This window comes from Bradyrhizobium guangxiense (assembly GCF_004114915.1).
Lineage (GTDB): Bacteria > Pseudomonadota > Alphaproteobacteria > Rhizobiales > Xanthobacteraceae > Bradyrhizobium > Bradyrhizobium guangxiense.
In genome coordinates, this window is sequence record NZ_CP022219.1 from 166,014 (window position 1) to 185,575 (window position 19,562).

The window sequence follows — 19,562 nt, forward strand, 5'->3', positions numbered from 1 at the left end:
CACTGGGGACCGATCCGGGCCTTCGCTCAGGATCGACTGGTCCTCCCAATCCCCTCTGCTGCACCGCAAAATCCGTCCTCCCGGCGGATTGATCTGCGCCGGCCGATTTCGCTAGCCTGAAACAAGGGCTGCGTCATATCCGTATGACAGGCGAGGGCGTATCGTACCGCCTCATGCTGGCGAGAGGACCGGAATCGTGGCCGACGACAACAAGACGCATGCATCCCCGAAGCGCCTGCCGCTGGCGGAAGAGGGGATCGTTGAAACCCTGCTGCTGCCCTTCTCGCCGCGCTTCATCGTGCTGACGATCTGCGCGGTCGTTACCGCGCTCCTGATCGGTATCGGCATCACCGACCGCAAGATCTTCGACATCCTGCTGATTCCGGTCCTGATCTTCGGCGCGCTGACCCTGCTCGGCGTCCGCGATCTCCTGCAGAAGAGCCACGCGGTGCTGCGCAACTATCCGATTTCGGCGCATATCCGCTTCCTGCTCGAAGAGATCCGCCCGGAGATGCGGCAATACTTCTTCGAGAGCGAGAAGGACGGCATGCCGTTCTCGCGCGACACCCGCGCGGTGGTCTATCAGCGCGCCAAGATGGAGCTCGACAAGCGTCCGTTCGGCACCCAGGAGGATGTCTACCGGGAAGGCTATGAGTGGATGCACCACTCGGTGTCGCCGAAGACGCATGCCCAGGAGAAGTTTCGCATCACCATCGGCGGCCCCGACTGCAAGAAGCCCTATTCGGCCTCGGTGTTCAACATTTCCGCGATGAGCTTCGGCGCGCTCAGCCCGAATGCGGTGCGCGCGCTGAACGCCGGTGCCAAGAAGGGCGGCTTCGCGCACGACACCGGCGAGGGCGGCGTCAGCCCCTATCACCGCGAGATGGGCGGCGACATCATCTGGGAGATCGGCTCCGGCTATTTCGGCTGCCGCCATCTCGACGGCAGCTTCGATCCCGAAGCGTTCGCGCGCGTCGCCGGCGACGATCAGATCAAGATGGTCGAGCTCAAGATCAGCCAGGGCGCCAAGCCCGGCCATGGCGGCGTGCTGCCGGCGGCCAAGGTCTCGGAGGAGATCTCGAAGATCCGCGGCGTCGCGATGGGCGAGGATTGCATCTCTCCGGCCTCGCACCGCGCCTTCTCGACCCCCGTTGGCATGATGCAGTTCATCGCCGAGATGCGGCGTCTCTCCGGCGGCAAGCCGGCCGGCTTCAAGCTCTGCATCGGACATCCCTGGGAATTCCTGGCGATCTGCAAGGCGATGCTTCAGACCGGCATCTATCCCGACTTCATCGTCGTCGACGGCAATGAAGGCGGTACCGGCGCGGCGCCGCTGGAGTTCATGGATCATCTGGGCATGCCGATGCGCGAGGGCGTCGACTTCGTCCACAACGCGCTGGTCGGCATCAATGCGCGCGACCGCATCAGGATCGGTGCTTCGGGCAAGATCGCCACCGCCTTCGACATGGCGCGGGCGATGGCGATCGGCGCCGATTATTGCAACTCGGCGCGCGGCTTCATGTTCTCGCTCGGCTGCATCCAGTCGCTGAGCTGCCATACCGACCGCTGTCCAACCGGGGTGGCGACGCAGGATCCGACGCGCGCGCGTGCGCTCTACGTGCCGCTCAAGATCGACCGCGTGCACAATTATCACCACGCGACGCTGCATTCGCTGACCGAGCTGATCGCCGCGGCCGGCCTGGAGCATCCGCAGCAGCTGCGCCCGATCCATTTCAGCCAGCGCACGTCCACGACCAAGGTCCAAACCTTCGCGCAGCTCTATCCGGCGCTGCGTCCGGGCGAGCTGCTCGACGGCACCGACGATCCGCGCTTCCGCGATGCCTGGCGGATGGCGCAGGCGGAGACGTTCCAGCCGGCGCCGTAGCGGCATTGCCGAAGGGCGGGGCGCCATCGGCGGCCCGCACGAATGCACGCCGTGAGCGTGGCTGGCATTTAACGTTTGGTTCAACTTTGGATGTAGGTTGTGCCCATGGACGAACGGCGCGACAAGGCGAGGCATCGCGTGCTGAAGGCCGGAACGATGGAGTTCGGCGGCGGCGCCATCGACTGCACCGTCCGCAACCTGTCCGACGCCGGCGCGGCGCTCGACGTCACCAGCCCGGTCGGCATTCCCGAGCATTTCACCCTGTTCCTCCAGGCCGACGGAACCCATCGATCCTGCATCGTGGTCTGGCGCAAGGAGAAGCGAATCGGCGTGAAGTTCCGGTGAGTGAGGGCCTCGTCCTCGCGGCGTTTTCAGCTGGCGTCCCGAATCGGCGAGCGCTCGAGGCGCGCTGGTCCGGGACGACAGCTAAAGCGCGATGAGATTTAGATGAATCGTCATCGCGCTTTAGGTTGTTGTTTGCGCATGATCTTTCCGGAAAACTGCTTCGCACTTTTCCGGATCATTCTTTAGCTTTGCGGCTCGCTAACCGCGCAACTCACCCCGTCTCGACCTCGCTCAACCGGCTCGCCAGGATCTTGTCGATCCTTCGCCCGTCGAGATCGACCACCTCGATGTGCCAGCCGCCGAAGTCGAAGGCGTCGCCAACGTTAGGCAGCGCGCTGAATTGCTGCAGCACGAGGCCTGCCACCGTGTTGTAGCGGTGCGGCGGCAGCTCGACGCCAAGCAGCTCGCCGAACTCGTCGACCGGCATCCAGCCGGCGATCAGGAGCGAATCGTCGGCGCGCCTGATAAAGGCCGGCTCCGGCGGTCCCTCCTCCGAATGAAAGGCGCCGACGATGGACTCGAGGATGTCGGCGGCGGTCACCATGCCTTCGAAGCCGCCATATTCGTCGTAGACCAGACCGACGTGAACTGGAGCGGCTTTCAGGATGGTCAGCACGTCGCGCGCGTCCGCCGAGGCCGGAATGCCGGGCGCCTCGCGCACCAGCGCGCGCAAATCGGGGTTGCGCTCGTTCATATAGGCGACCAGCAGGTCCTTGGCCTGGAGCACGCCGATCGGCTTGTCGCGATCGCCGTTGGAGACGGGAAAGCGCGAGTGCGGGCTGCTCGCAATGATCTCCTGGATGGCGGCCGGATCGTCGTTCAGGTCGATCTCGTCGACCTCCGTGCGCGGCGTCATGACCGCGCCGACGGGCCGGTCGCGGAGCCGCATCACGCCGGCGATCATCTCCTTCTCGCCGGGCTCGAGCACGCCGGCGCTCTCGGCCTCGCTGACGAGGTGATGGATCTCGTCCTCCGAGACCTTTTCCTCGGACTTGCCGCCGCGGCCGAGCAAAGTGAGGATCAGCTTGCCGGAGATGTCGAGCAGGAAGACCAGCGGCAGCGAGACTTTCGCGAGCACGTGCATGGCCGGCGCGACCCTGACCGCGATGCTTTCGGGGTCGCGCAGCGCAACCTGCTTCGGCACCAGCTCGCCGACGATCAGGGTGGCGTAGGTGATGAGCGTGACCACGATGCCGACGCCGACGATGTCGGCAATGCCGGAGGACAGGCCGAGCTCGAGCAGCCATTGCGTCAGCCGCTGTCCGAGCGTCGCGCCGGAGAACGCGCCGGAGAGCACGCCGACCAGCGTGATGCCGATCTGCACCGTCGAGAGGAATTTGCCGGGATCGGCTGCCAGCGTCAGCGCCCGCTCGGCACCGCGCACGCCCTTGGCCGCGAGCAGCGACAGCCGGGCGGGACGCGACGAGACCACGGCCAGCTCGGACATGGAGAGCAGGCCGTTGATGACGATCAGGACGACGACGATGACGAGTTCCAGGGAGAGCATTGACGTTCCGGAGGTAAGCAAGTGTGGCCGGATGGCGGGCGCACGCCATTGATATAGGTATTCGGGGAGGAAGTGCTGGCAAATCCACGCATTCGCCACCGTGGGAACCGCCGCGTCGCCGCGCTTCAAGGCTGTCCGCTACGACCTGACGCTCCGCGGAACTACGGAGCGTTGCTTAACGGGCCCTTAGTGGCCGCCGGCCTAGGTTTTCGACATTGCAGAAATCTATTGGGGGGACCCAAGATGCGGATCGGGAAACTTTTCGCGCTGTCGATGCTGACGGTGACGGTATTTGCAGTCATCCTCGGCGCCGAGGTGCTGATACCCCAGACACGCATCTTCACGAACCGCTCCGACGCGATCAAGACCGTCGATGCGTTCGGCGCGACGCTGATGGCCAACCAGCACGTCGCCAGCCTTCGCGCTCCCTATATCGGACCGATCTTCCAGGAAGGCGCGGCAACGCAGGCACAGCTCGAGGCCGCCACCAAGGCTTCGAAAACTGCCGAGGCGGGCTTCGAGGCCGCACGGCGCGCAGTCATGATGCTGGATGATGGCGGCGCGATTGCCGAGAATCTCGGTCGTGCGGCGCAGCGGCTGAAGGAGATCACCGCCGCAGCCGATCGCGCGATGGGCGTCCCGCTGGCGGCGCGCGACAGTGCTGCGACAAAGGGTTTCCTGCCCGGTGTTGCCGAGGTCATCGGCCACATCGAACCGGTCATGAACCGGCTTGAGGCGAAGGTCATCAATGCCGATTCCTCGCTCGCGGCGCTGTTGAGCCTGGCGCGAACGGCGCAGGATCTGCGTGTTTCGGCCGGCAGCCGCGCGGCCACGCTGTCACCGGCGCTGTCCGCACGCCGCCCGCTCACCGCAGCCGAACTGTCGCTGATGGACCGCATGCAGGGCCGCGTCGAGGCCGACCGCGAGCGCATCGAGGCTGGTCTCGAACAACTCGGAAATCCCGCCCGCATCGCTGCCGCGCACAAGGCGGCAACGGACTCTTATTTCGGACAAGCCGCCGTTGCCGTGGACAAGGAGCTTCCTGCAGCGCGGAGCGACGGCAAATACGGCGCGACCGCCGACGAGCTGGCGAAAGTCATCGTGCCGGCGATCCAGATGTTCTACGGCGTGCGCGACGCTGCGCTGGCGGAAGCCGCCGAGCGTGCTTCTTCCGCGCGCGACGGCGCGCTGGCAATGCTCGCCCTTGCCGGCGTCGCCGTGTTGGCGCTGCTCGGCACGCTCGGTGGTGTGACGATGATGCTGCGCAGGCGCGTGGTGACGCCGCTCGGCCGGATCGCCGACGTGATCGGGTCGCTCGCCGCCGGACAGCACGAGGTGGAGATTCCGGTGACGGGCCGCAACGACGAGATCGGCCAGGTCTCGGGCTCGCTCCAGTTGTTCAAGGATTCGCTGCTCGCCAAGAAGGCCGCCGACGAGGCCGCCGCGGTCGAAGCTGACGCGAAGCTGAAGCGCAGCCAGCGCATGGACCAAGTCGCGCGCGAGTTCGAGGCCATGATCGGCGACGTGATCAATACGGTGTCGTCGGCCTCGTCCGAGCTGGAAGTATCGGCGGGGACGCTGACGAGCACGGCCGATCAATCGGAAAAGGTCACCGCAACCGTCGCGGCGGCGTCCGAGCAGGCCTCCACCAACGTGCAGACCGTCGCCGCCGCAGCCGAGGAGATGGCGTCGTCGGTCGACGAGATCAGCCGGCAGGTGCAGGATTCCGCGCGCATTGCCGGCGAGGCGGTGCAGCAGGCAGCGCGGACCAACGATCACGTCGGCGAGCTCGCCCGCGCTGCGGGGCGGATCGGTGACGTCGTCGAGCTCATCAGCCAGATCGCGGGGCAGACCAATCTCCTGGCGCTGAACGCCACCATCGAAGCCGCGCGGGCCGGCGAGGCCGGGCGCGGCTTCGCCGTCGTCGCTTCCGAGGTCAAGGCGCTGGCCGAGCAGACTGCCAAGGCCACCGGCGAGATCAGCCAGCAGATCACGGGCATCCAGACCGCGACGGAGGACTCCGTCGGCGCCATCAAGGCGATCGGCGACACCATCACCCGCATGTCCGAGATCGCGTCCGCCATCGCCTCGGCGGTCGAGGAGCAGGGCGCAGCGACGCGGGAGATCTCCCGCAACGTGCAGCAGGCCGCGCGCGGCACCCAGCAGGTCTCCGCCAGCATCGTCGACGTGCAGCGCGGCGCGAGTCAGACCGGATCGGCCTCCGCCAACGTGCTCAGCTCCGCGCGATCGCTGTCCGGCGAGAGCACCCGCCTCAAGACCGAGGTCGGAAAATTCCTGGATGCGATTCGCGCGGCGTAGGCTCACCTCTCCCCGCTGGGGAGAGGTGGTGCAAGCCGGTCCGCGAGACCTTGTTCATCGCATCGCGCCGCTCAGAACTCGCCGTGCAGCCGTCCCGAGAACACCGACACCGGGCCGCGGTCGGCATTGTAGGCGGGGTTGACGATCAGCTGGTAGTCGGCGGTGAAGGTCAGCGCCTTGTTCAGCGCATAGGCATAGTAGGTTTCCAGCACGCGTTCGCGGCGGTAGTTGAGCCGGCCGTCGCCGATCAGGGGACCGAGACCGCCGGCGGCGATGAAGTCGCGATGGTCCTGCGACAGCGCATTGATGGCGCCGGCGATCGCGACGACGTCGTCGGGCCGGCCCCAGGTCGTGCCCTTCACCGAGACGCCGCCGGACAGGCTGCGATCGATGTCGGTGAAGGCCATGATCTCGTTGCGGCCGTCATTCCAGCTCCAGCGGCCGAACACGCCGACATCGCCGGTGATGGCCTGTTCGAGATTGAATGCGTAGCCGTATTTGATGCGGCCGCGGCGGGGCTGGCTGATGTCGACGCCGAACGCGGGATTGTCCAGCGTTTCGCGATAGCTGCCCGCAAAGGCGCTGTTGACGAAGCCGAGCGTGCGCAGTTTGCCGGGCTGGCCGAACAGCGAATAGCGGGTCTCGAGCTCCATCACATATTCGCCGCGGCGGCCGACGTTCATGTCGAAATTGCTGGAGTTCGATTCCGCGCCGATCAGGAAATAGCCAGCGCGCAGGGCCCATTGCTTCTGGTTCAATTCGGCCGTCGCGCCGTAGCCGAGGCCGAGCTTGTCGGCGGCATAGTCGAAGGCGCCAGAGGCCCAGATCGACCAGTTCATGAAATCCTTGCGCGGATCGTGCGCGTAGGAATTGCCGTCGAACACGTCGACCACGGAGAACTTGCCGACCTGTAAGGTCAGGCGCGAGACGTCGACCTTGCTCGCCAGCTGAAGCTGGCCAGAGGCAAGCTCTTCCTGCTCGCCGCCAAAGCCGAAGGTGTGGCGCACGAACAGCCGCGACGCATTGAAATGCGGATAGGGGAAGCCGGATTTCTGCGCTTCGCCGTTGGGAAAGCCCGCAGCGCCCGTCGTGTTGTTGAAACCGAATCCCTGCAGCAGTTCGGGATTGAAATAGATCTCTCCGCCGTCCCATAGCCGCGCATTGAGATAGAGCGAATTGCTCCAGGTCTGCTGAAAATCGGGTGACGGGAGCAGGCTGTTCGGTCCGGTATAGGGCGCGCGGAACGCGGGGTAGCCCTGCCCCAGCGCGGTCGACTGGCCGTGGATCTCCCAGCGGCTGGATTCGGTGTCCGTCACATCCGACTTCGGGTTGTAGGTCGGCACGCCCGGCCAGTCGATCTTGCGATTGAGGCCGAGCCGCAGGCTGTGAAAATCCATCGACGAGGAATATTGCGCGCCGGAGGAGAAGCTGACGCTGGCGTTGTCGAACTTGCTGTAGAGATATTCGAGCCGCGTGGTCCAATGCGGCGCAAAGGCGTATTCGACGCCGCCGCCCGCGATCCAGCCGAACCGCGTGTGCAGCACTTTTTCTTCAACGCCGTTGTTCGGTGTCGAGAGAAAACGCTCGCCGGTGAAGGCCGCGCCGCCTGTGGCGTAGTACAGCCAACTGCCATTGGCATAGCCGAGCCGCGCGCGCAGGCTTGCGACATAGTCCCAACGTTCCTCGGCGAACGACAGCGCGGTCCCCGTCGACGACACGACGTGGTTGGAGGGCAGATAGTTCGGAAAGGAGATGTCGCCTTCGACGCCGAGCAGCAGGCTCGAATTGAGGCGCCAATTGTAGCCGGCCTGGACGCCGCCCGTCGCGCCGGTGAAGACGTTGTTGTCGGTTGCGAGCGCGGGATCGGTCAGCGTCGCCGCGGACGTGCCGCGTGTGACGCCGGCATGCGCACCGATATAGAGGCCGGTCCAGTCATAGACCGCTTTCAAGGCCGGCGCTTTCAGCGGCAGATCGGCGGCAAAGCTCGTGGTGGGAAAAGCCAGCACGCCCATGGCAATCGCCGCGGCCGTTCGCAAGCACCGGTGTCTGTGACTTCTCAACGTCAAAACGCACGCCCCCAAACGCGAATGTGTCCCACCCGCCGCGATATCCCTGCCGATTCGCGGCGATTCTGTCATCAGGCCTCGGCCAGCGATGCGGTCGGGCGAGATGATCTCGATTCCACCCGACTTCGTCCCAAGTTCCTGAACCTGTGCCAAACTTTATTGCGATTAATTCGCAATAGCAACTGACGCGGATTGTCGCGGGAGATGGTTCGCACCGCTGTGTGACGGGGCTGCAACAATTCGCCGGCCCTCAAACGGATGACCCCGCCGGGGGGGACAGCCGGGCGGGGTCGGGGGCACGACACGGGGTGGATGAGGCGCCCGTGTCGGACGCAGGATCCACGTGTGAGATCGGCCTCAGGTCCTCAGATCAGTAGCAGCTGCGAACGCGGCCGACGTACTGGCCGAACGCGTTGTACTGGGCGACCCAGCCGCAGCGGTGATAGCCGTAGTAATAGGGATCGCTGCTGGCGGCGATCGCGGAGCCGACGACGGCGGCGGTGGCGATGCCGGCGCCCACGCCCCAGACCCAGCCGGGCTGCTTGGCTTCGGCCGAGGTGGTGGTGGACGCGATGCTGCCGGTGACGGCGAGGGCAGCGAGAGCTGCGGCGGCAATCTTGGTCTTGATCGACATGTGAAACTCCATCCGGGGTTGAGGCGGTCCGTTGTGGCCCGCGTGCCCAGTTGGACGGAGGCATGTCGAAACCGGTTCGAAAGCGCATCCGGCGCTCCCCGAATCCGGTCATTTCCCGAATGGTTTCAGTTGGATGCGGGCTAGCCGAGGGGGCCCTTGGCGAGCCTGTTCACGTCGAAGTTATCGACCTCCCCCAACAGCTCGCAAAACGCGCGCGCGCCCTGGTCGAGAAGCTGCTCGCCCTTCGCCGGTTCAGCCAGCGTTGCATTGCCGATAGCGCCGCTGGCGTTCAGATCCTGCGCCTGCCAAGCGAACGGCGCGGGGCGCTGCGTCGACAGCCAGCGATATTGCTGCTCCAGCGCGATGCTGCTCGCGGGAAAATACGCGATCGCATCTTGACGCACTTGGCCCGGATAGCGCGCCAGCATGATCGAGGTCTCGATCGCGCCGCCATGAATGCCGTGGCGCACTTCCTCGGCCGGGAACAGTTTGTCGGCGCCTGACAGCCGCGACCATGACGTCGTCACCACGAACAGTTTTTGGTGAGCGCGCAGATCCTGCGCGATCAGCATCATGGCCGCGCTGTTGCCACCATGGCTGGTGATGATGACGAGCTTCTTCACCCCGCGCCGCGCGATGTCCTCGCCCAATCCTGTCCATCGCTTCAACGCGATTTCGGTCGGCAGCGTCTGCGTGCCGGGATAATCGATATGCTCGGTGGAAATTCCGATTGGCTCGACGGGGAGGAAGCTGGCTGGAACAGATGGCGGTAACAGCTCCCGCGTGCGCGCCAGATAGGCGTCCGCAATCAGCACGTCGGTTGTCACCGGCAGATGCGGGCCGTGCTGCTCGGTCGCCGCCAGCGGCAGCACTGCGATCCAGCGCGTCACCTCCGCAGGGTCCGCATGAGCCCAGTCGATGTCGATCCAGTCGCGGGAGGGCGTCTTCAAGGTTTCTTTGCCAAAATTTGTCACGTAGTTTGGGGTATGAGGGGACGCGGGCCCGGCCGGCTCGCGTCCCCTGATGTCATGCGGTTTTATCGCGTTGCCTTCACTTGAGCCAGACGCGATTGGGCCAGCCACGATCCACGGAGCGCCATCATGACCCCCTCTCATCTGCGGCGAGCGTTAACGGCGGGCGTGTTGGCCGCTCTCACCTCCTTTGCACCGGCGCGGGCCGAGACGCTCGACAAGGTCACCTTCGGCACCAACTGGGTCGCCGAGGCCGAGCATGGCGGCTTCTTCCAGGCGGTGGCCGACGGCACCTACAAGAAATACGGCCTCGACGTCACCATCGTCCCCGGCGGGCCCAACGAGAACAACCGGATGCTGCTGATCGCCGGCAAGATCGATTTCTTCATGGCCGCGAACACGCTGATGTCGTTCGATGCGGTGGCGAACAACGTTCCCGTCGTGACCATCGCCGCGATCTTCCAGAAGGATCCGCAGGTGATGCTGACGCAGCCCGATGCCAAGGTCAGCAAGATCGAGGACCTCAAGCCGCTGACGCTGTTCGTGTCCAAGGAGGGCATGGGCAGCTACTTCCAGTGGCTGAAGTCCGAATACGGCTTCAGCGAGAAGAACGTCCGTCCCTATAATTTCAATCCGCAGCCCTTCATCGCCAACCCCAAGAGCGCGATGCAGGGCTACGTCCCCTCCGAGCCGTTCGCGGTGGAGAAGGCGGCAGGCTTCAAGCCGAACGTGCTGCTGCTGGCCGACTACGGCTTCAACACCTATTCGACCCTGATCGAGACGCGCCGCGACGTGGTCGAGAAGAAGCCTGATCTCGTCCAGCGCTTCGTCGATGCCTCCATGATCGGCTGGGACAATTACATCTATCGCGACAATTCCGCCGGCAATGCCATGATCAAGCAGCTCAATCCGGAGATGACCGACGACCTGCTCGCCTATTCCGTCGCCAAGATGAGGGAGCACGGCATTGTCGATTCCGGCGACAGCCTCAAGAATGGCATCGGCGCCATGAGCGACGAGCGTTACACCTCCTTCTTCAACAAGATGGTCAAGGCCGGCGTCGTCAAGCCGGATCTCGACTTTCGCAAATCCTACACGCTGCGCTTCGTCAACAAGGGCGTCGGCGTCGAGCTGCGCCCGAGAAAGCCGTAAGGAATGGTGGCAAGCAAAACCTCATCCGCCGTCGGGACCGGTCTGACGCATCTTGCCGTCAGCCTGCGCGGCGTAACGAAGATCTATGACAACGGCGTCATGGCGCTCGGCCCGTTTGACCTTGCTGTCCGCAAGGGCGAGTTCATCTCGCTGCTGGGTCCGTCCGGTTGCGGCAAGTCGACCGTGCTGCGGCTGATCGCGCAGCTCAGCGCGCCGTCCTCGGGGGTCGTGCGGGTGGCGCGTCATGAGGGCGAGGTGCAGCCGGGCCACGGCATCGGTTTCGTGTTTCAGGAGCCGACCCTGATGCCCTGGGCCAGCGTGCGGGAGAACGTGCGGCTGCCGCTCAAGCTCGGCGGCGTGCCGAAGGCGGAGGGACGCGCGCGGGCCGAGGAAGCGCTCGCCAGCGTCGGGCTCGCCGATTTCGCCGATAGCTTTCCGCGCGAGCTCTCCGGCGGCATGAAGATGCGGGTGTCGCTGGCGCGCGCGCTCGTCACCGATCCAGATATCCTTTTAATGGATGAGCCGTTCGCCGCGCTCGACGAGATCACGCGCTTCCGCCTCAACAATGATCTGCTCGCGCTGTGGCGAGCTCTCGGCAAGACCGTCATCTTCGTCACCCATTCGGTGTTCGAATCCGTCTATCTGTCGCAGCGCGTGGTGGTGATGACGGCGCGGCCGGGCCGCATCCAGGCCGATCTCCGCATCGAGACGGTCGAGCCGCGTGGCGAGGCGTTCCGCACCTCTGCCGCCTATTCCGATTATTGCCGCAAAGTGTCGGCGGCACTGGCGCCGTCCTATTCGGGGCAGTCGACGCTATGAACGCGCAAACGGCCGTCATCGCAAAACCGTCTAGCGCGCAACGTGCAATGCGTCTCGTGCTGCCCGTCATCGTGTTCGCCGCCGGCCTGATCGCCTGGGAACTGGTGGTCCGCTTCAAGGACATCCCGCCTTACGTGCTGCCGGCGCCGTCCGTGATCGCGCTGACCCTGATCAAGGACTGGGCGGTGCTGTCGCAATCGCTCGCGACCACGCTTCTGACCACGCTCGAAGGCTTCGTCGCGGCCAGCATCGGCGGCATCGCGCTGGCGTTGCTGTTCAACCAGTCGAAATGGGTGGAATACTCGCTGTTTCCCTATGCGATCGTCCTCCAGGTCACCCCGGTGATCGCGATCGCGCCGCTGCTTCTGATCTACCTGGAACAGCAGACCGCCGTCGTGGTCTGCGCCTTCATCGTCGCCTTCTTCCCGGTGTTGTCCAACACCACGCTCGGGCTCAATTCGGTCGATCGCAACCTCGCCGGCCTGTTCCAGCTCTACGGCGCATCAAAGCCGCAGACCTTGCGCTTTTTGAAGCTGCCTGCGGCATTGCCCTACATTCTCGGGGGCCTGCGCATCGCAGGCGGCCTGTCGCTGATCGGCGCGGTCGTGGCCGAGATCGCGGCGGGAACGGCGGGCGCCGGTTCGGGGCTTGCCTACAGGATCGCGGAATCAGGCTATCGATTGAACATACCCCGCATGTTCGCGGCGCTGCTGCTGTTGTCGCTGGCCGGGATTGTCATCTATGGGGTGCTGGCGCTAGTTTCGCACCTCGTTTTACGGCGCTGGCACGAGAGCGCGCTTGGAAAGGAAAGCTGATGTCTACCGGTTCGATTTCGTCCGAAAAGATCGACCTTCTGATCTATGGGCCGGTGCGGCCGATCCTCGAGAACGGGTTTTCCGATCATTTCGTCGTGCACAAGGCCGAGACGCGCGGCGACCTCGAGCGGCTGACGCCCGCGATCCGTGACAAGATCCGCGGCGCCGCCGTGACCTATCACACCGTGCGCGCCGACAGGGATTCGCTGTCGCAACTGCCCAAGCTCGAGATGGTGGCGAGCTTCGGCGTCGGCTACGATCATATCGACGCCAAATACGCGGCCGAGCACAACATCATCGTCACCAACACGCCCGACGTGCTGACCGAGGAGGTCGCCGACGTCGCGATGGGCCTGCTGATCTCGACCTTGCGCGAGTTCATCAAGGCCGATCGCTACGTCCGCTCAGGACTATGGCAGACTCAGAACTATCCGCTCAGCGTCGGCTCGCTGCGCGACCGCAAGGTCGGCATCGTCGGCATGGGCCGGATCGGCCAGGCCATCGCGCGCCGGTTAGATGCCTCGCTGGTGCCGGTGGTCTATCACTCGCGCAATCCGTCGAAGGACGTCTCCTACAAGCACTATCCCGATCTGATCGGGATGGCGAAGGCGGTGGACACGCTGATGGTGATCGTGCCGGGCGGCGCTTCCACCAACAAGATGATCAATGCCGAGGTGCTGAAGGCGCTCGGCCCGCGCGGCGTGCTGATCAACGTCGCGCGCGGCTCGGTGGTTGACGAGCCGGCGCTGGTCCAGGCGTTGAAATCGGGCACCATCCTCGCCGCCGGCCTCGACGTGTTCGCGGCCGAGCCGAACGTGCCGGACGAGCTCAAGTCGATGCAGAACGTCGTGCTGCTGCCGCATATCGGCTCGGCCTCGGTGGTGACGCGCAACGCGATGGACCAGCTCGTGGTCGACAATCTCAAGGCCTGGTTCGCCGGAAAGGCGCCGCTGACGCCGGTGGCCGAAACGCCGTTCAAGGGGCGCTGATGTCCGTTCTTCGGGTCGTTGCATCCGCCGTCGCGCCCTCTTTGGTCGCGATCGGCGCCGTCGCGGCCTCCTTGGCCGCGATCGGCATCGCGCATGCGCAGGATGCGACGAGCCTGAAGAAATCGATGCCCGGGCAGTGGGAGCTTTCGACCACCGAGCGCAGCAAGACCTGCGTCGTCACCATGAAGGGTGACGCCGCAGGCCAGGGCTACAAGCTGGAGCTGGAGCCCGCCTGCAAGACCGCGCTGCCTTTCACCAAGGACATCGTCGCCTGGAGCGTCAGGGGACTCGATATCGTTCGCCTGCAGGATGCGACCGGTGAAGCCGTGATCGACTTCACCGAGGTCGAGGCCGGCATCTTCGAGGGCCTGCGCCAGGGCGAGGGCGTCTACATCCTGCAGGACCTCGCGGCCGCCCGCTCGATGGCCAAGTCGATGGACCAGATGATCGGCGACTGGGCGATGGTGCGCGGCAACGGCCAGCCGGTCTGCGGGCTGACGCTGACCAACACCGAGGCGGCGCCAGACAATTTCCAGGTCTTCCTCAAGCCGAAATGCGACGCGGCCATCGCGCAGTTCAACCCGACGCAGTGGCGGCTCGAGCGCGGCCAGATCGTCCTGATGTCGAAATCGGGCGAGGTCTGGCAGTTCGAAGCCGACGACAACGCGCAGTGGCGTCGCGTGCCCGACACCGCCGACCCCCTGATCATGCTGCGTCAGTAGGCGCCGCAAAACCTGACCTCATCCTGAGGGCCCGCCGCAGGCGGGCGTCTCGGAGGATGGCCGCAGATTACGTCGTCAGCTTCGGCGGCGGTGCGGTGCCCTGCGCCCATTTCTCCATCTTGCCAAGCACGCCCCAGGCCGCCAACGCCAGCGAGATCGGCATCGCGAACTGGCCGAGGCCCGGCACGGCCGACACGATCGTTCCGAGCAGCCCGGCAAGGCCTCCCGCATTTGGGCTCGCCGTCACCGAGGACAGCAACGCGGTGATCAGCGAGCCGCCGATGCCGAGCGCGGTCTTCTTGCCGTCGAGCAGCTTGCCGATGGTTTCGCCGAGCGCGCCGTTGACCTGGCCGAGCATCGGCTTGCCGTCCTTGTTGAGCAGCGCGCCGAGCAGGTCGACGACCTGCTTGAGCTGATCGACGGGGGCCGGGGTGGTCGGGTTGACAGGTGCTGGCAAGGGCGCAGCCCTGTTGACGAGAGAGAACAGCCGTTCGAACAGGTTGATCGGATCGTTGGTGGCAGGCAGCGTGTTGCCCGGTATCGTCGCCGGCAGCGTCGTGCCGCCGGATGACGGCCGCAGCACTTGCGCAAGGTCCTCCAGCCGCGTCAGGACGTGGGATAGATCGGCGGTCTGCCCGGCAGTGCCCTGCGTCGCGCGGGTGATGGCGGCGACCGTGGCAGCGTCGAGCAGCCCGGTATCCCTCAGGCCGTTGTGTTGCTGAAACTGCGAGACGGCGGCCCTGGTCTTCGGCCCGCTGATGCCGTCCTCGGCGAGCGGCGGATTGGCGCCGAGCTTGTTGAGCGCCTGCTGCATCAGGACGATCGTCGCGGCCGCATCGTCTTCGGGCTCGGCGCGACCGGCGAATTGCGGAGCGTCGTCGAGCGTGATCGAGGAATCCAGCGCCATCATCGCATGCAGGATCACCGCGGTGCCGAGCTGGGAATCGACGTGATTGGAGTCGAACACGTGGTCGCGGACGAATTTTCCGGCGCGTGCCTCGGGCGGTCCGTACAGCGTCGAACCGCCATAGAGATAGGGCGAGTTGACGCCCTTGGCGTGATAGCCGAAACCGTTGAACGCCTCGAGCCGGAACAGCATCCGCGCGATTCCCCAATCCTGGGCGCCGACGAAGTTCTCGATTCTGAACGCGTCCACGGCGCCGTCGACGAAGGTGGCAAACGGGCCGCGTCCCTTCGGAACGATGGTGGTCACGCGATGCAACGGCTCGCCGTTGCCGAGATAGGTGTCGAAGTCGAAGTTGGACTCGCGGTAGTGGCACAGCGCGGCAAAATGCCAGGGAACGCCCGTCAACCGCTCGATCTGCTGATAGGTCGCCTTGCCGTTGAGGGCCTTCCGGGCAACCGCATTGGCCTCCGCAAGGCGCCCGGGCCGGATCTCCAGGCGGGCCCAATTCCGCTCATATTCGGCTTTCAAACTCTCGAATGAGATCATTGTCCACTCCCGCAAATAAATGAATTATCGAATCTCCGCGCAAACGAAGGTGGGACGGGTGCCGTGATCAGCGCGCAACGCCAGCGTGATCTCCTGCAAATCTGGCAGCTCGCCGGCCGGTCGCATGTGAAATAGCTTACAGCTTTGATGGGAAATCAGCGGCGGAGCCGGAGAGGCGTTGAGCCATCGTCTGCGAGGGAACCGGCACGGTCGTCCGTCCGTTAGCGAAGCGAGACGGTCCGGCAAGGAGGCCTGCATGGCCAAGCGCGTCCTGGCGATCGGCATCGAGCCCGGCAATGCCGATTATAGCGCATTCCCGCAGCTCACGCCGGAGCTCGTGCGCGGCTACATCGAGGCGCAACTGTTGCGCCTGCGCGATCTCGGCTTCGAGGTCACGAGCTGCCTGATCGATCTCGACGCCACTGCGGAAGCCGGGGTCACGGCGGCGCTGCGCGAGGAGCGCTTCGACTGCATCGTGATCGGCGCCGGCCTGCGCGAGCCGAAGGAGCGCCTCGTGCTGTTCGAGAAAGTGCTCAACCTCGTTCACCGCTTGGCGCCGGATGCCGCGATCTGCTTCAACACCACACCCGCCGACCCCGCCGAGGCCGTGCAGCGCTGGGTCGAGCCGTAACGTCCGATCGGCCGCTTGGCGCATTGCCCGCGGCATGGTCTGAGCCGCCTTCCCGACGCCGTGGGGGGGGCCGCTGTCACCTCGAAGCCAGGCAGTCGGGCGTTGAGCGCACTCTCTTGCGCGCTCGCATATAGGTTGTTAGTCTGGTCGCGCACTCTTGTTGCATGAATGCACGTAGAGCAGGTGCGACGCCGCTATTGCCGGCGTGAGTTGGTTTGCCAGCGCAGGCGTGTGGCTTGCCTGCGCGTTGCCGGATGAAGAGTTGAACGTCCGCGGTTAAATGCCCGCGGTCGAGGCTTCGAATTATTTGAGCTGTTTTGAAATTGTGGGCGGGCTCTGACTCGATACGAGTGGGCATTCGCTCTTCGGTCGACAATCAAGCAGGAGAGCAATTTCCACCGCGCTTCATTCGTTCGCAGCCCGGGGGCCTTGGATTTATTGCCGATCCTTCATGATCATTGCAGGGGGAAGTGTACATGCCGAGACGGATACGCGAATTCTCACTGCAGGCGGCCGGAGGCCAGCCCGGCGGCGCCGCGGATGGTTATCTCGACAAGGTCGTCAAATACGTCCCGGCGGACATCATCGCGGCTTGGACCGCAATCGCTGGGGTCCTCAGGCCTGTGGTCGGAACCCAGCCTGCGACCGGAGCACACCTCACGTTGTTGGTGATCTGCTTCCTGATCGTGATGGGGGTGGCCTATTGGTGGACACTGAAGGCAACTGCGGAGGCGGGGCAACCGCCGGCCACGAAGCAGGCGATCGTTGCGGTCATTGCGTTCGTTGTCTGGGTGCTCGCGCTTGGTGACCTTCAGGACGCCCTGAAGCTGCTCTCCTGGTGGGACATTGTCTACGCAAAGGTGATCCTGATCCTCTTTACGTTGATCTCCGGCAAACTGTGAATTTCGTACGGAGCTGGACGATGGTCGCACGGCTCGGGTCAGGTTGATGACGACAGTTGCGAAGATCCAGCGCATCTGAGGTCGCAATGACTGTTGAGAATAGTCTGGAACCGCAAGGACGGGCTGTACCGCGTGTGCAGATGATCGTCCTCTACGCGGCGGCGGCTGCGGTCGGAATTTCGCCCTTCGCTTATTTCGCCGTGTCCTGGTTGGGCATCGTGATAGCATTTGCACTTGCTATGACCACGGCCCTTCTTGCGACGCGGCAGCGGCGCTTCTACGCGGGCGATCCGCCGCGTCCGGTCGAAGCTGCGATTGCTCTGCTCGGTCATGCGATGGGCGGCGCTGTGGCTGGCTTCCTGGGCCTGAGCTTCTTCGCGGCGCTGCGTTACGGTACCGGACTTATCCTTTGGCTGGTCGGTCTTTCGCCGCCGGGGTCGCTGTTCTGGTGGTACGAATTCGTCTCTCTTGCGCTTGCCTTGTTCTTGCTATTCGCAATCACCTTGAATGATGCTGCCGAGTTTCTGGATAAAGTCTACCCGGCCGTGCCCCGACGTGGCTCTCCGTTCGCCGAATTTCTGTTTCAGCCAAAGCAATTTCGCGCGTGGCTGTCAAAGACGGGAATCGCCGCCGGCATCGTCGTGGCAATTGTCCTCACCCGTACGGACTCGCTGCTGATCGCGTTCGCGTTAGAGGTGTCGCTGATACTCATCGCTGTCGATCTTTGGGAGCTGAAGTCGCCCGAGCGGTCGGCGTCCTCGCCGGAGCCATCGGTCGCCCTGATGCAACAGCTGCTTCAAGCGGCGGGATATCAGGTGCGCATCTATCCCGCGACCGGCAGAAGCGAGCCCGACGCACTCATTGGAGTCATTGACTTTCTGGCCATACGGCCCGACCGTGCCATGGCGGGCTGCGTCACCGTCAACGATGACCCGCAATATTTGCGTGCGATGGCGGCAAACCTTCAGACCGCGGTCTGGGGACTCCAGGACCAGCTTCCGCCCAAGGAGCGCACCCGGATCGAGATCGAACCCGTGATTGTGCTTGTCGACGGGTCCGCCTCGCGTCTCGCCGACGAACCTGCAGTCTCCGCTAGCATTGATCGGATGTACGTCCGCCTCATTCGAAGCCCCGCGCTGAACGAACTCTCGACGATCGTCAACGACACCGATGCCGAAAGGATTGCAAAGGCCGCACGTGAGCTGTTCGACCCTCCGCTGGAATGGAATGACGCGCTGGAGGCAACAGGCGGATTGTTGCGCCCATGACCATGTTGTCTAACAAGGAAATCGCCGTCGTTCTCGACAGCTTCGTTCCGGGCTCCAGCCTTTCCTTGCTCGATGCGCTTCGCAAGATCTTGGATTCGGCAAGACCGAATCAGGAGGTGCTCGCTCTCCCGCCCGCCGCAGCGCTTCCTGGAGGTGCCGCGCCCCCGGCGGGAGGGAACGGTCCGTTTCCTCCTCCCCGGAACGAACCCGGGACCGAGATGACGACAGACGAGATCTTCGAGCGGCTCAAAGACCTGAACTTGCCGCAGCCGATTCTCGAGCAGGCAACACCAGTCTTCGCAAGGGCGAAGTATGTTGTCAGCTCGCCAAAGGCAAAAGCGAAATCCGATTCGAAGATTGCGCGTCCCTTTACCCTCGCCGAGCGGGAGGATGGTGTCAGGCTGGCCCTTATCAATGTTCCGCGGCAGGTCTTTCAGAAGAGCATCATATGGGGGTCCCTTGCGGATGGAATCGAGGAAATCGATGCATATGTGCGTTTCGTGTCTTCGGACAATGCGAACAAGGTAACTCCCGGCTTCGACTATCTCCTGAGCTCCGCTGGGCAGCGAGGCAAGAAATGGGATTTCATTCCGTGGGATTGGGTAAATGACTTCCTCTGCGGGAATGAGACGGCCGAAAGGGTCTTCAGATTGCCCGATCTCGGACGTTCCCCTTCAATGCTGACCCTCAATGACCTCAAGCAGACCGATCGGAAGCTTATCAAGGCTTGGTTGAGTGATCGCGCAGGACAGCCAGGTACGGTGAAGCCCGGGCAACGCCTGCGGGATCTCGTCGACCAGGCCGATTGGTCCAAGGAGGCTTCGAAGAAGGTGGCAGGCTTCGGCGATGACCCCGATACTCTCGCCTTCCAAGTGTGTGAACTTGCAATTGACCAGGATCGCTTTCAACCCACCAGCCATCCCCGATATGGCGATACATATCTGGGGGCCGTGCTGCTAGCTCTTCTGCCGGAAGCAGGCTCTGCAGATCGGAAGCAAATTGCAGAACTCATCGAGCGCTACAACTTGATAAGCCGGCCCGACTCGATCGGCCAGCTCAAAAAGTCCATTGGTGTCTAGGAGAG

17 protein-coding genes are annotated in these 19,562 nt (G+C 64.2%); 12 read left to right on the top strand and 5 right to left on the bottom strand.

The window, feature by feature from the left end:
- Positions 1-196 precede the first annotated feature (196 nt).
- Positions 197-1,885 (top strand): FMN-binding glutamate synthase family protein, encoded by a 1,689-nt coding sequence (locus X268_RS00790; RefSeq protein WP_208764413.1) that lies wholly within the window; start codon positions 197-199, stop codon positions 1,883-1,885.
- A gap of 105 nt (positions 1,886-1,990) precedes the next feature.
- A complete protein-coding gene (locus tag X268_RS00795; protein WP_128923162.1) occupies positions 1,991-2,230 on the top strand; it encodes a PilZ domain-containing protein in 240 nt (79 codons plus the stop codon).
- Positions 2,231-2,441: 211 nt separating this feature from the next.
- On the opposite strand, the gene X268_RS00800 is transcribed toward X268_RS00795, so the two are convergent.
- Entirely contained in the window at positions 2,442-3,737 is a 1,296-nt protein-coding gene (locus X268_RS00800; RefSeq protein ID WP_128923163.1) for a hemolysin family protein, read from the bottom strand.
- A 243-nt stretch (positions 3,738-3,980) separates the two neighbouring features.
- Here X268_RS00800 and X268_RS00805 point away from each other — a divergent pair, with 243 nt between their 5' ends.
- Positions 3,981-6,056 carry a methyl-accepting chemotaxis protein gene (locus X268_RS00805; protein ID WP_128923164.1) on the top strand — a complete coding sequence of 692 codons (2,076 nt, stop codon included), beginning with the start codon at positions 3,981-3,983 and terminating at the stop codon, positions 6,054-6,056.
- Between the two features lie 71 nt (positions 6,057-6,127).
- Here X268_RS00805 and X268_RS00810 read toward each other — a convergent pair whose 3' ends face one another.
- From X268_RS00810 to X268_RS00820, 3 genes are all read right to left on the bottom strand, one after another.
- The gene (locus X268_RS00810; protein ID WP_245477746.1) at positions 6,128-8,068 is read right to left on the bottom strand and encodes a carbohydrate porin; all 1,941 of its coding nucleotides are present in this window, start codon (positions 8,066-8,068) and stop codon (positions 6,128-6,130) included.
- A 424-nt stretch (positions 8,069-8,492) separates the two neighbouring features.
- Complete coding sequence (locus X268_RS00815; RefSeq protein ID WP_164937457.1) at positions 8,493-8,756, bottom strand: hypothetical protein; 264 nt, start codon at positions 8,754-8,756, stop codon at positions 8,493-8,495.
- 140 nt (positions 8,757-8,896) lie between these two features.
- Positions 8,897-9,706: a creatininase family protein gene (locus X268_RS00820; protein ID WP_430648250.1), complete on the bottom strand. Its 810-nt coding sequence runs from the start codon at positions 9,704-9,706 to the stop codon at positions 8,897-8,899.
- Positions 9,707-9,856: 150 nt separating this feature from the next.
- Between X268_RS00820 and X268_RS00825 the strand changes: the two genes are divergently transcribed.
- The 5 genes from X268_RS00825 to X268_RS00845 are packed head-to-tail and all read left to right on the top strand — an operon-like array spanning position 9,857 to position 14,224.
- Positions 9,857-10,879, top strand: coding sequence for an ABC transporter substrate-binding protein (locus tag X268_RS00825; protein ID WP_128923168.1), 1,023 nt, complete (start codon positions 9,857-9,859; stop codon positions 10,877-10,879).
- A gap of 3 nt (positions 10,880-10,882) precedes the next feature.
- Complete coding sequence (locus tag X268_RS00830; protein ID WP_128923169.1) at positions 10,883-11,698, top strand: ABC transporter ATP-binding protein; 816 nt, start codon at positions 10,883-10,885, stop codon at positions 11,696-11,698.
- Positions 11,695-12,513, top strand: a complete 819-nt coding sequence (locus tag X268_RS00835) for an ABC transporter permease (protein ID WP_128923170.1) — start codon at positions 11,695-11,697, stop codon at positions 12,511-12,513. Before X268_RS00830 ends, X268_RS00835 begins: the two co-directional genes overlap by 4 nt.
- Entirely contained in the window at positions 12,513-13,502 is a 990-nt protein-coding gene (locus X268_RS00840; protein WP_128923171.1) for a 2-hydroxyacid dehydrogenase, read from the top strand. Before X268_RS00835 ends, X268_RS00840 begins: the two co-directional genes overlap by 1 nt.
- Positions 13,502-14,224 carry an AprI/Inh family metalloprotease inhibitor gene (locus X268_RS00845; protein WP_128923172.1) on the top strand — a complete coding sequence of 241 codons (723 nt, stop codon included), beginning with the start codon at positions 13,502-13,504 and terminating at the stop codon, positions 14,222-14,224. Before X268_RS00840 ends, X268_RS00845 begins: the two co-directional genes overlap by 1 nt.
- Before the next feature lie 67 nt (positions 14,225-14,291).
- Here the strand turns inward: X268_RS00845 and X268_RS00850 are convergent, their stop codons facing one another.
- A complete protein-coding gene (locus X268_RS00850) occupies positions 14,292-15,677 on the bottom strand; it encodes a peptidoglycan-binding protein (RefSeq protein WP_128923173.1) in 1,386 nt (461 codons plus the stop codon).
- Between the two features lie 256 nt (positions 15,678-15,933).
- Between X268_RS00850 and X268_RS00855 the strand changes: the two genes are divergently transcribed.
- The 4 genes from X268_RS00855 (at position 15,934) to X268_RS00870 (ending at position 19,557) form a co-directional block, all read left to right on the top strand.
- Positions 15,934-16,308, top strand: coding sequence for a hypothetical protein (locus tag X268_RS00855; RefSeq protein WP_128923174.1), 375 nt, complete (start codon positions 15,934-15,936; stop codon positions 16,306-16,308).
- Between the two features lie 476 nt (positions 16,309-16,784).
- On the top strand, positions 16,785-17,210 hold the full coding sequence (locus X268_RS00860) for a hypothetical protein (protein ID WP_128923175.1): 426 nt from the start codon (positions 16,785-16,787) through the stop codon (positions 17,208-17,210).
- Between the two features lie 140 nt (positions 17,211-17,350).
- Positions 17,351-18,478 (top strand): hypothetical protein, encoded by a 1,128-nt coding sequence (locus X268_RS00865; RefSeq protein WP_128923176.1) that lies wholly within the window; start codon positions 17,351-17,353, stop codon positions 18,476-18,478.
- Entirely contained in the window at positions 18,475-19,557 is a 1,083-nt protein-coding gene (locus tag X268_RS00870) for a hypothetical protein (RefSeq protein ID WP_128923177.1), read from the top strand. Before X268_RS00865 ends, X268_RS00870 begins: the two co-directional genes overlap by 4 nt.
- Positions 19,558-19,562 lie beyond the last annotated feature (5 nt).

Coding starts and splice junctions, on each gene's coding strand:
- X268_RS00795 (WP_128923162.1), top strand. CDS start 1,991: ATGGACGAACGGCGCGACAAGGCGAGGCATCGCGTGCTGAAGGCCGGA.
- X268_RS00800 (WP_128923163.1), bottom strand. CDS start 3,737: ATGCTCTCCCTGGAACTCGTCATCGTCGTCGTCCTGATCGTCATCAAC.
- X268_RS00805 (WP_128923164.1), top strand. CDS start 3,981: ATGCGGATCGGGAAACTTTTCGCGCTGTCGATGCTGACGGTGACGGTA.
- X268_RS00810 (WP_245477746.1), bottom strand. CDS start 8,068: ATGGGCGTGCTGGCTTTTCCCACCACGAGCTTTGCCGCCGATCTGCCG.
- X268_RS00815 (WP_164937457.1), bottom strand. CDS start 8,756: ATGTCGATCAAGACCAAGATTGCCGCCGCAGCTCTCGCTGCCCTCGCC.
- X268_RS00825 (WP_128923168.1), top strand. CDS start 9,857: ATGACCCCCTCTCATCTGCGGCGAGCGTTAACGGCGGGCGTGTTGGCC.
- X268_RS00830 (WP_128923169.1), top strand. CDS start 10,883: ATGGTGGCAAGCAAAACCTCATCCGCCGTCGGGACCGGTCTGACGCAT.
- X268_RS00835 (WP_128923170.1), top strand. CDS start 11,695: ATGAACGCGCAAACGGCCGTCATCGCAAAACCGTCTAGCGCGCAACGT.
- X268_RS00840 (WP_128923171.1), top strand. CDS start 12,513: ATGTCTACCGGTTCGATTTCGTCCGAAAAGATCGACCTTCTGATCTAT.
- X268_RS00845 (WP_128923172.1), top strand. CDS start 13,502: ATGTCCGTTCTTCGGGTCGTTGCATCCGCCGTCGCGCCCTCTTTGGTC.
- X268_RS00850 (WP_128923173.1), bottom strand. CDS start 15,677: ATGATCTCATTCGAGAGTTTGAAAGCCGAATATGAGCGGAATTGGGCC.
- X268_RS00855 (WP_128923174.1), top strand. CDS start 15,934: ATGGCCAAGCGCGTCCTGGCGATCGGCATCGAGCCCGGCAATGCCGAT.
- X268_RS00860 (WP_128923175.1), top strand. CDS start 16,785: ATGCCGAGACGGATACGCGAATTCTCACTGCAGGCGGCCGGAGGCCAG.
- X268_RS00865 (WP_128923176.1), top strand. CDS start 17,351: ATGATCGTCCTCTACGCGGCGGCGGCTGCGGTCGGAATTTCGCCCTTC.
- X268_RS00870 (WP_128923177.1), top strand. CDS start 18,475: ATGACCATGTTGTCTAACAAGGAAATCGCCGTCGTTCTCGACAGCTTC.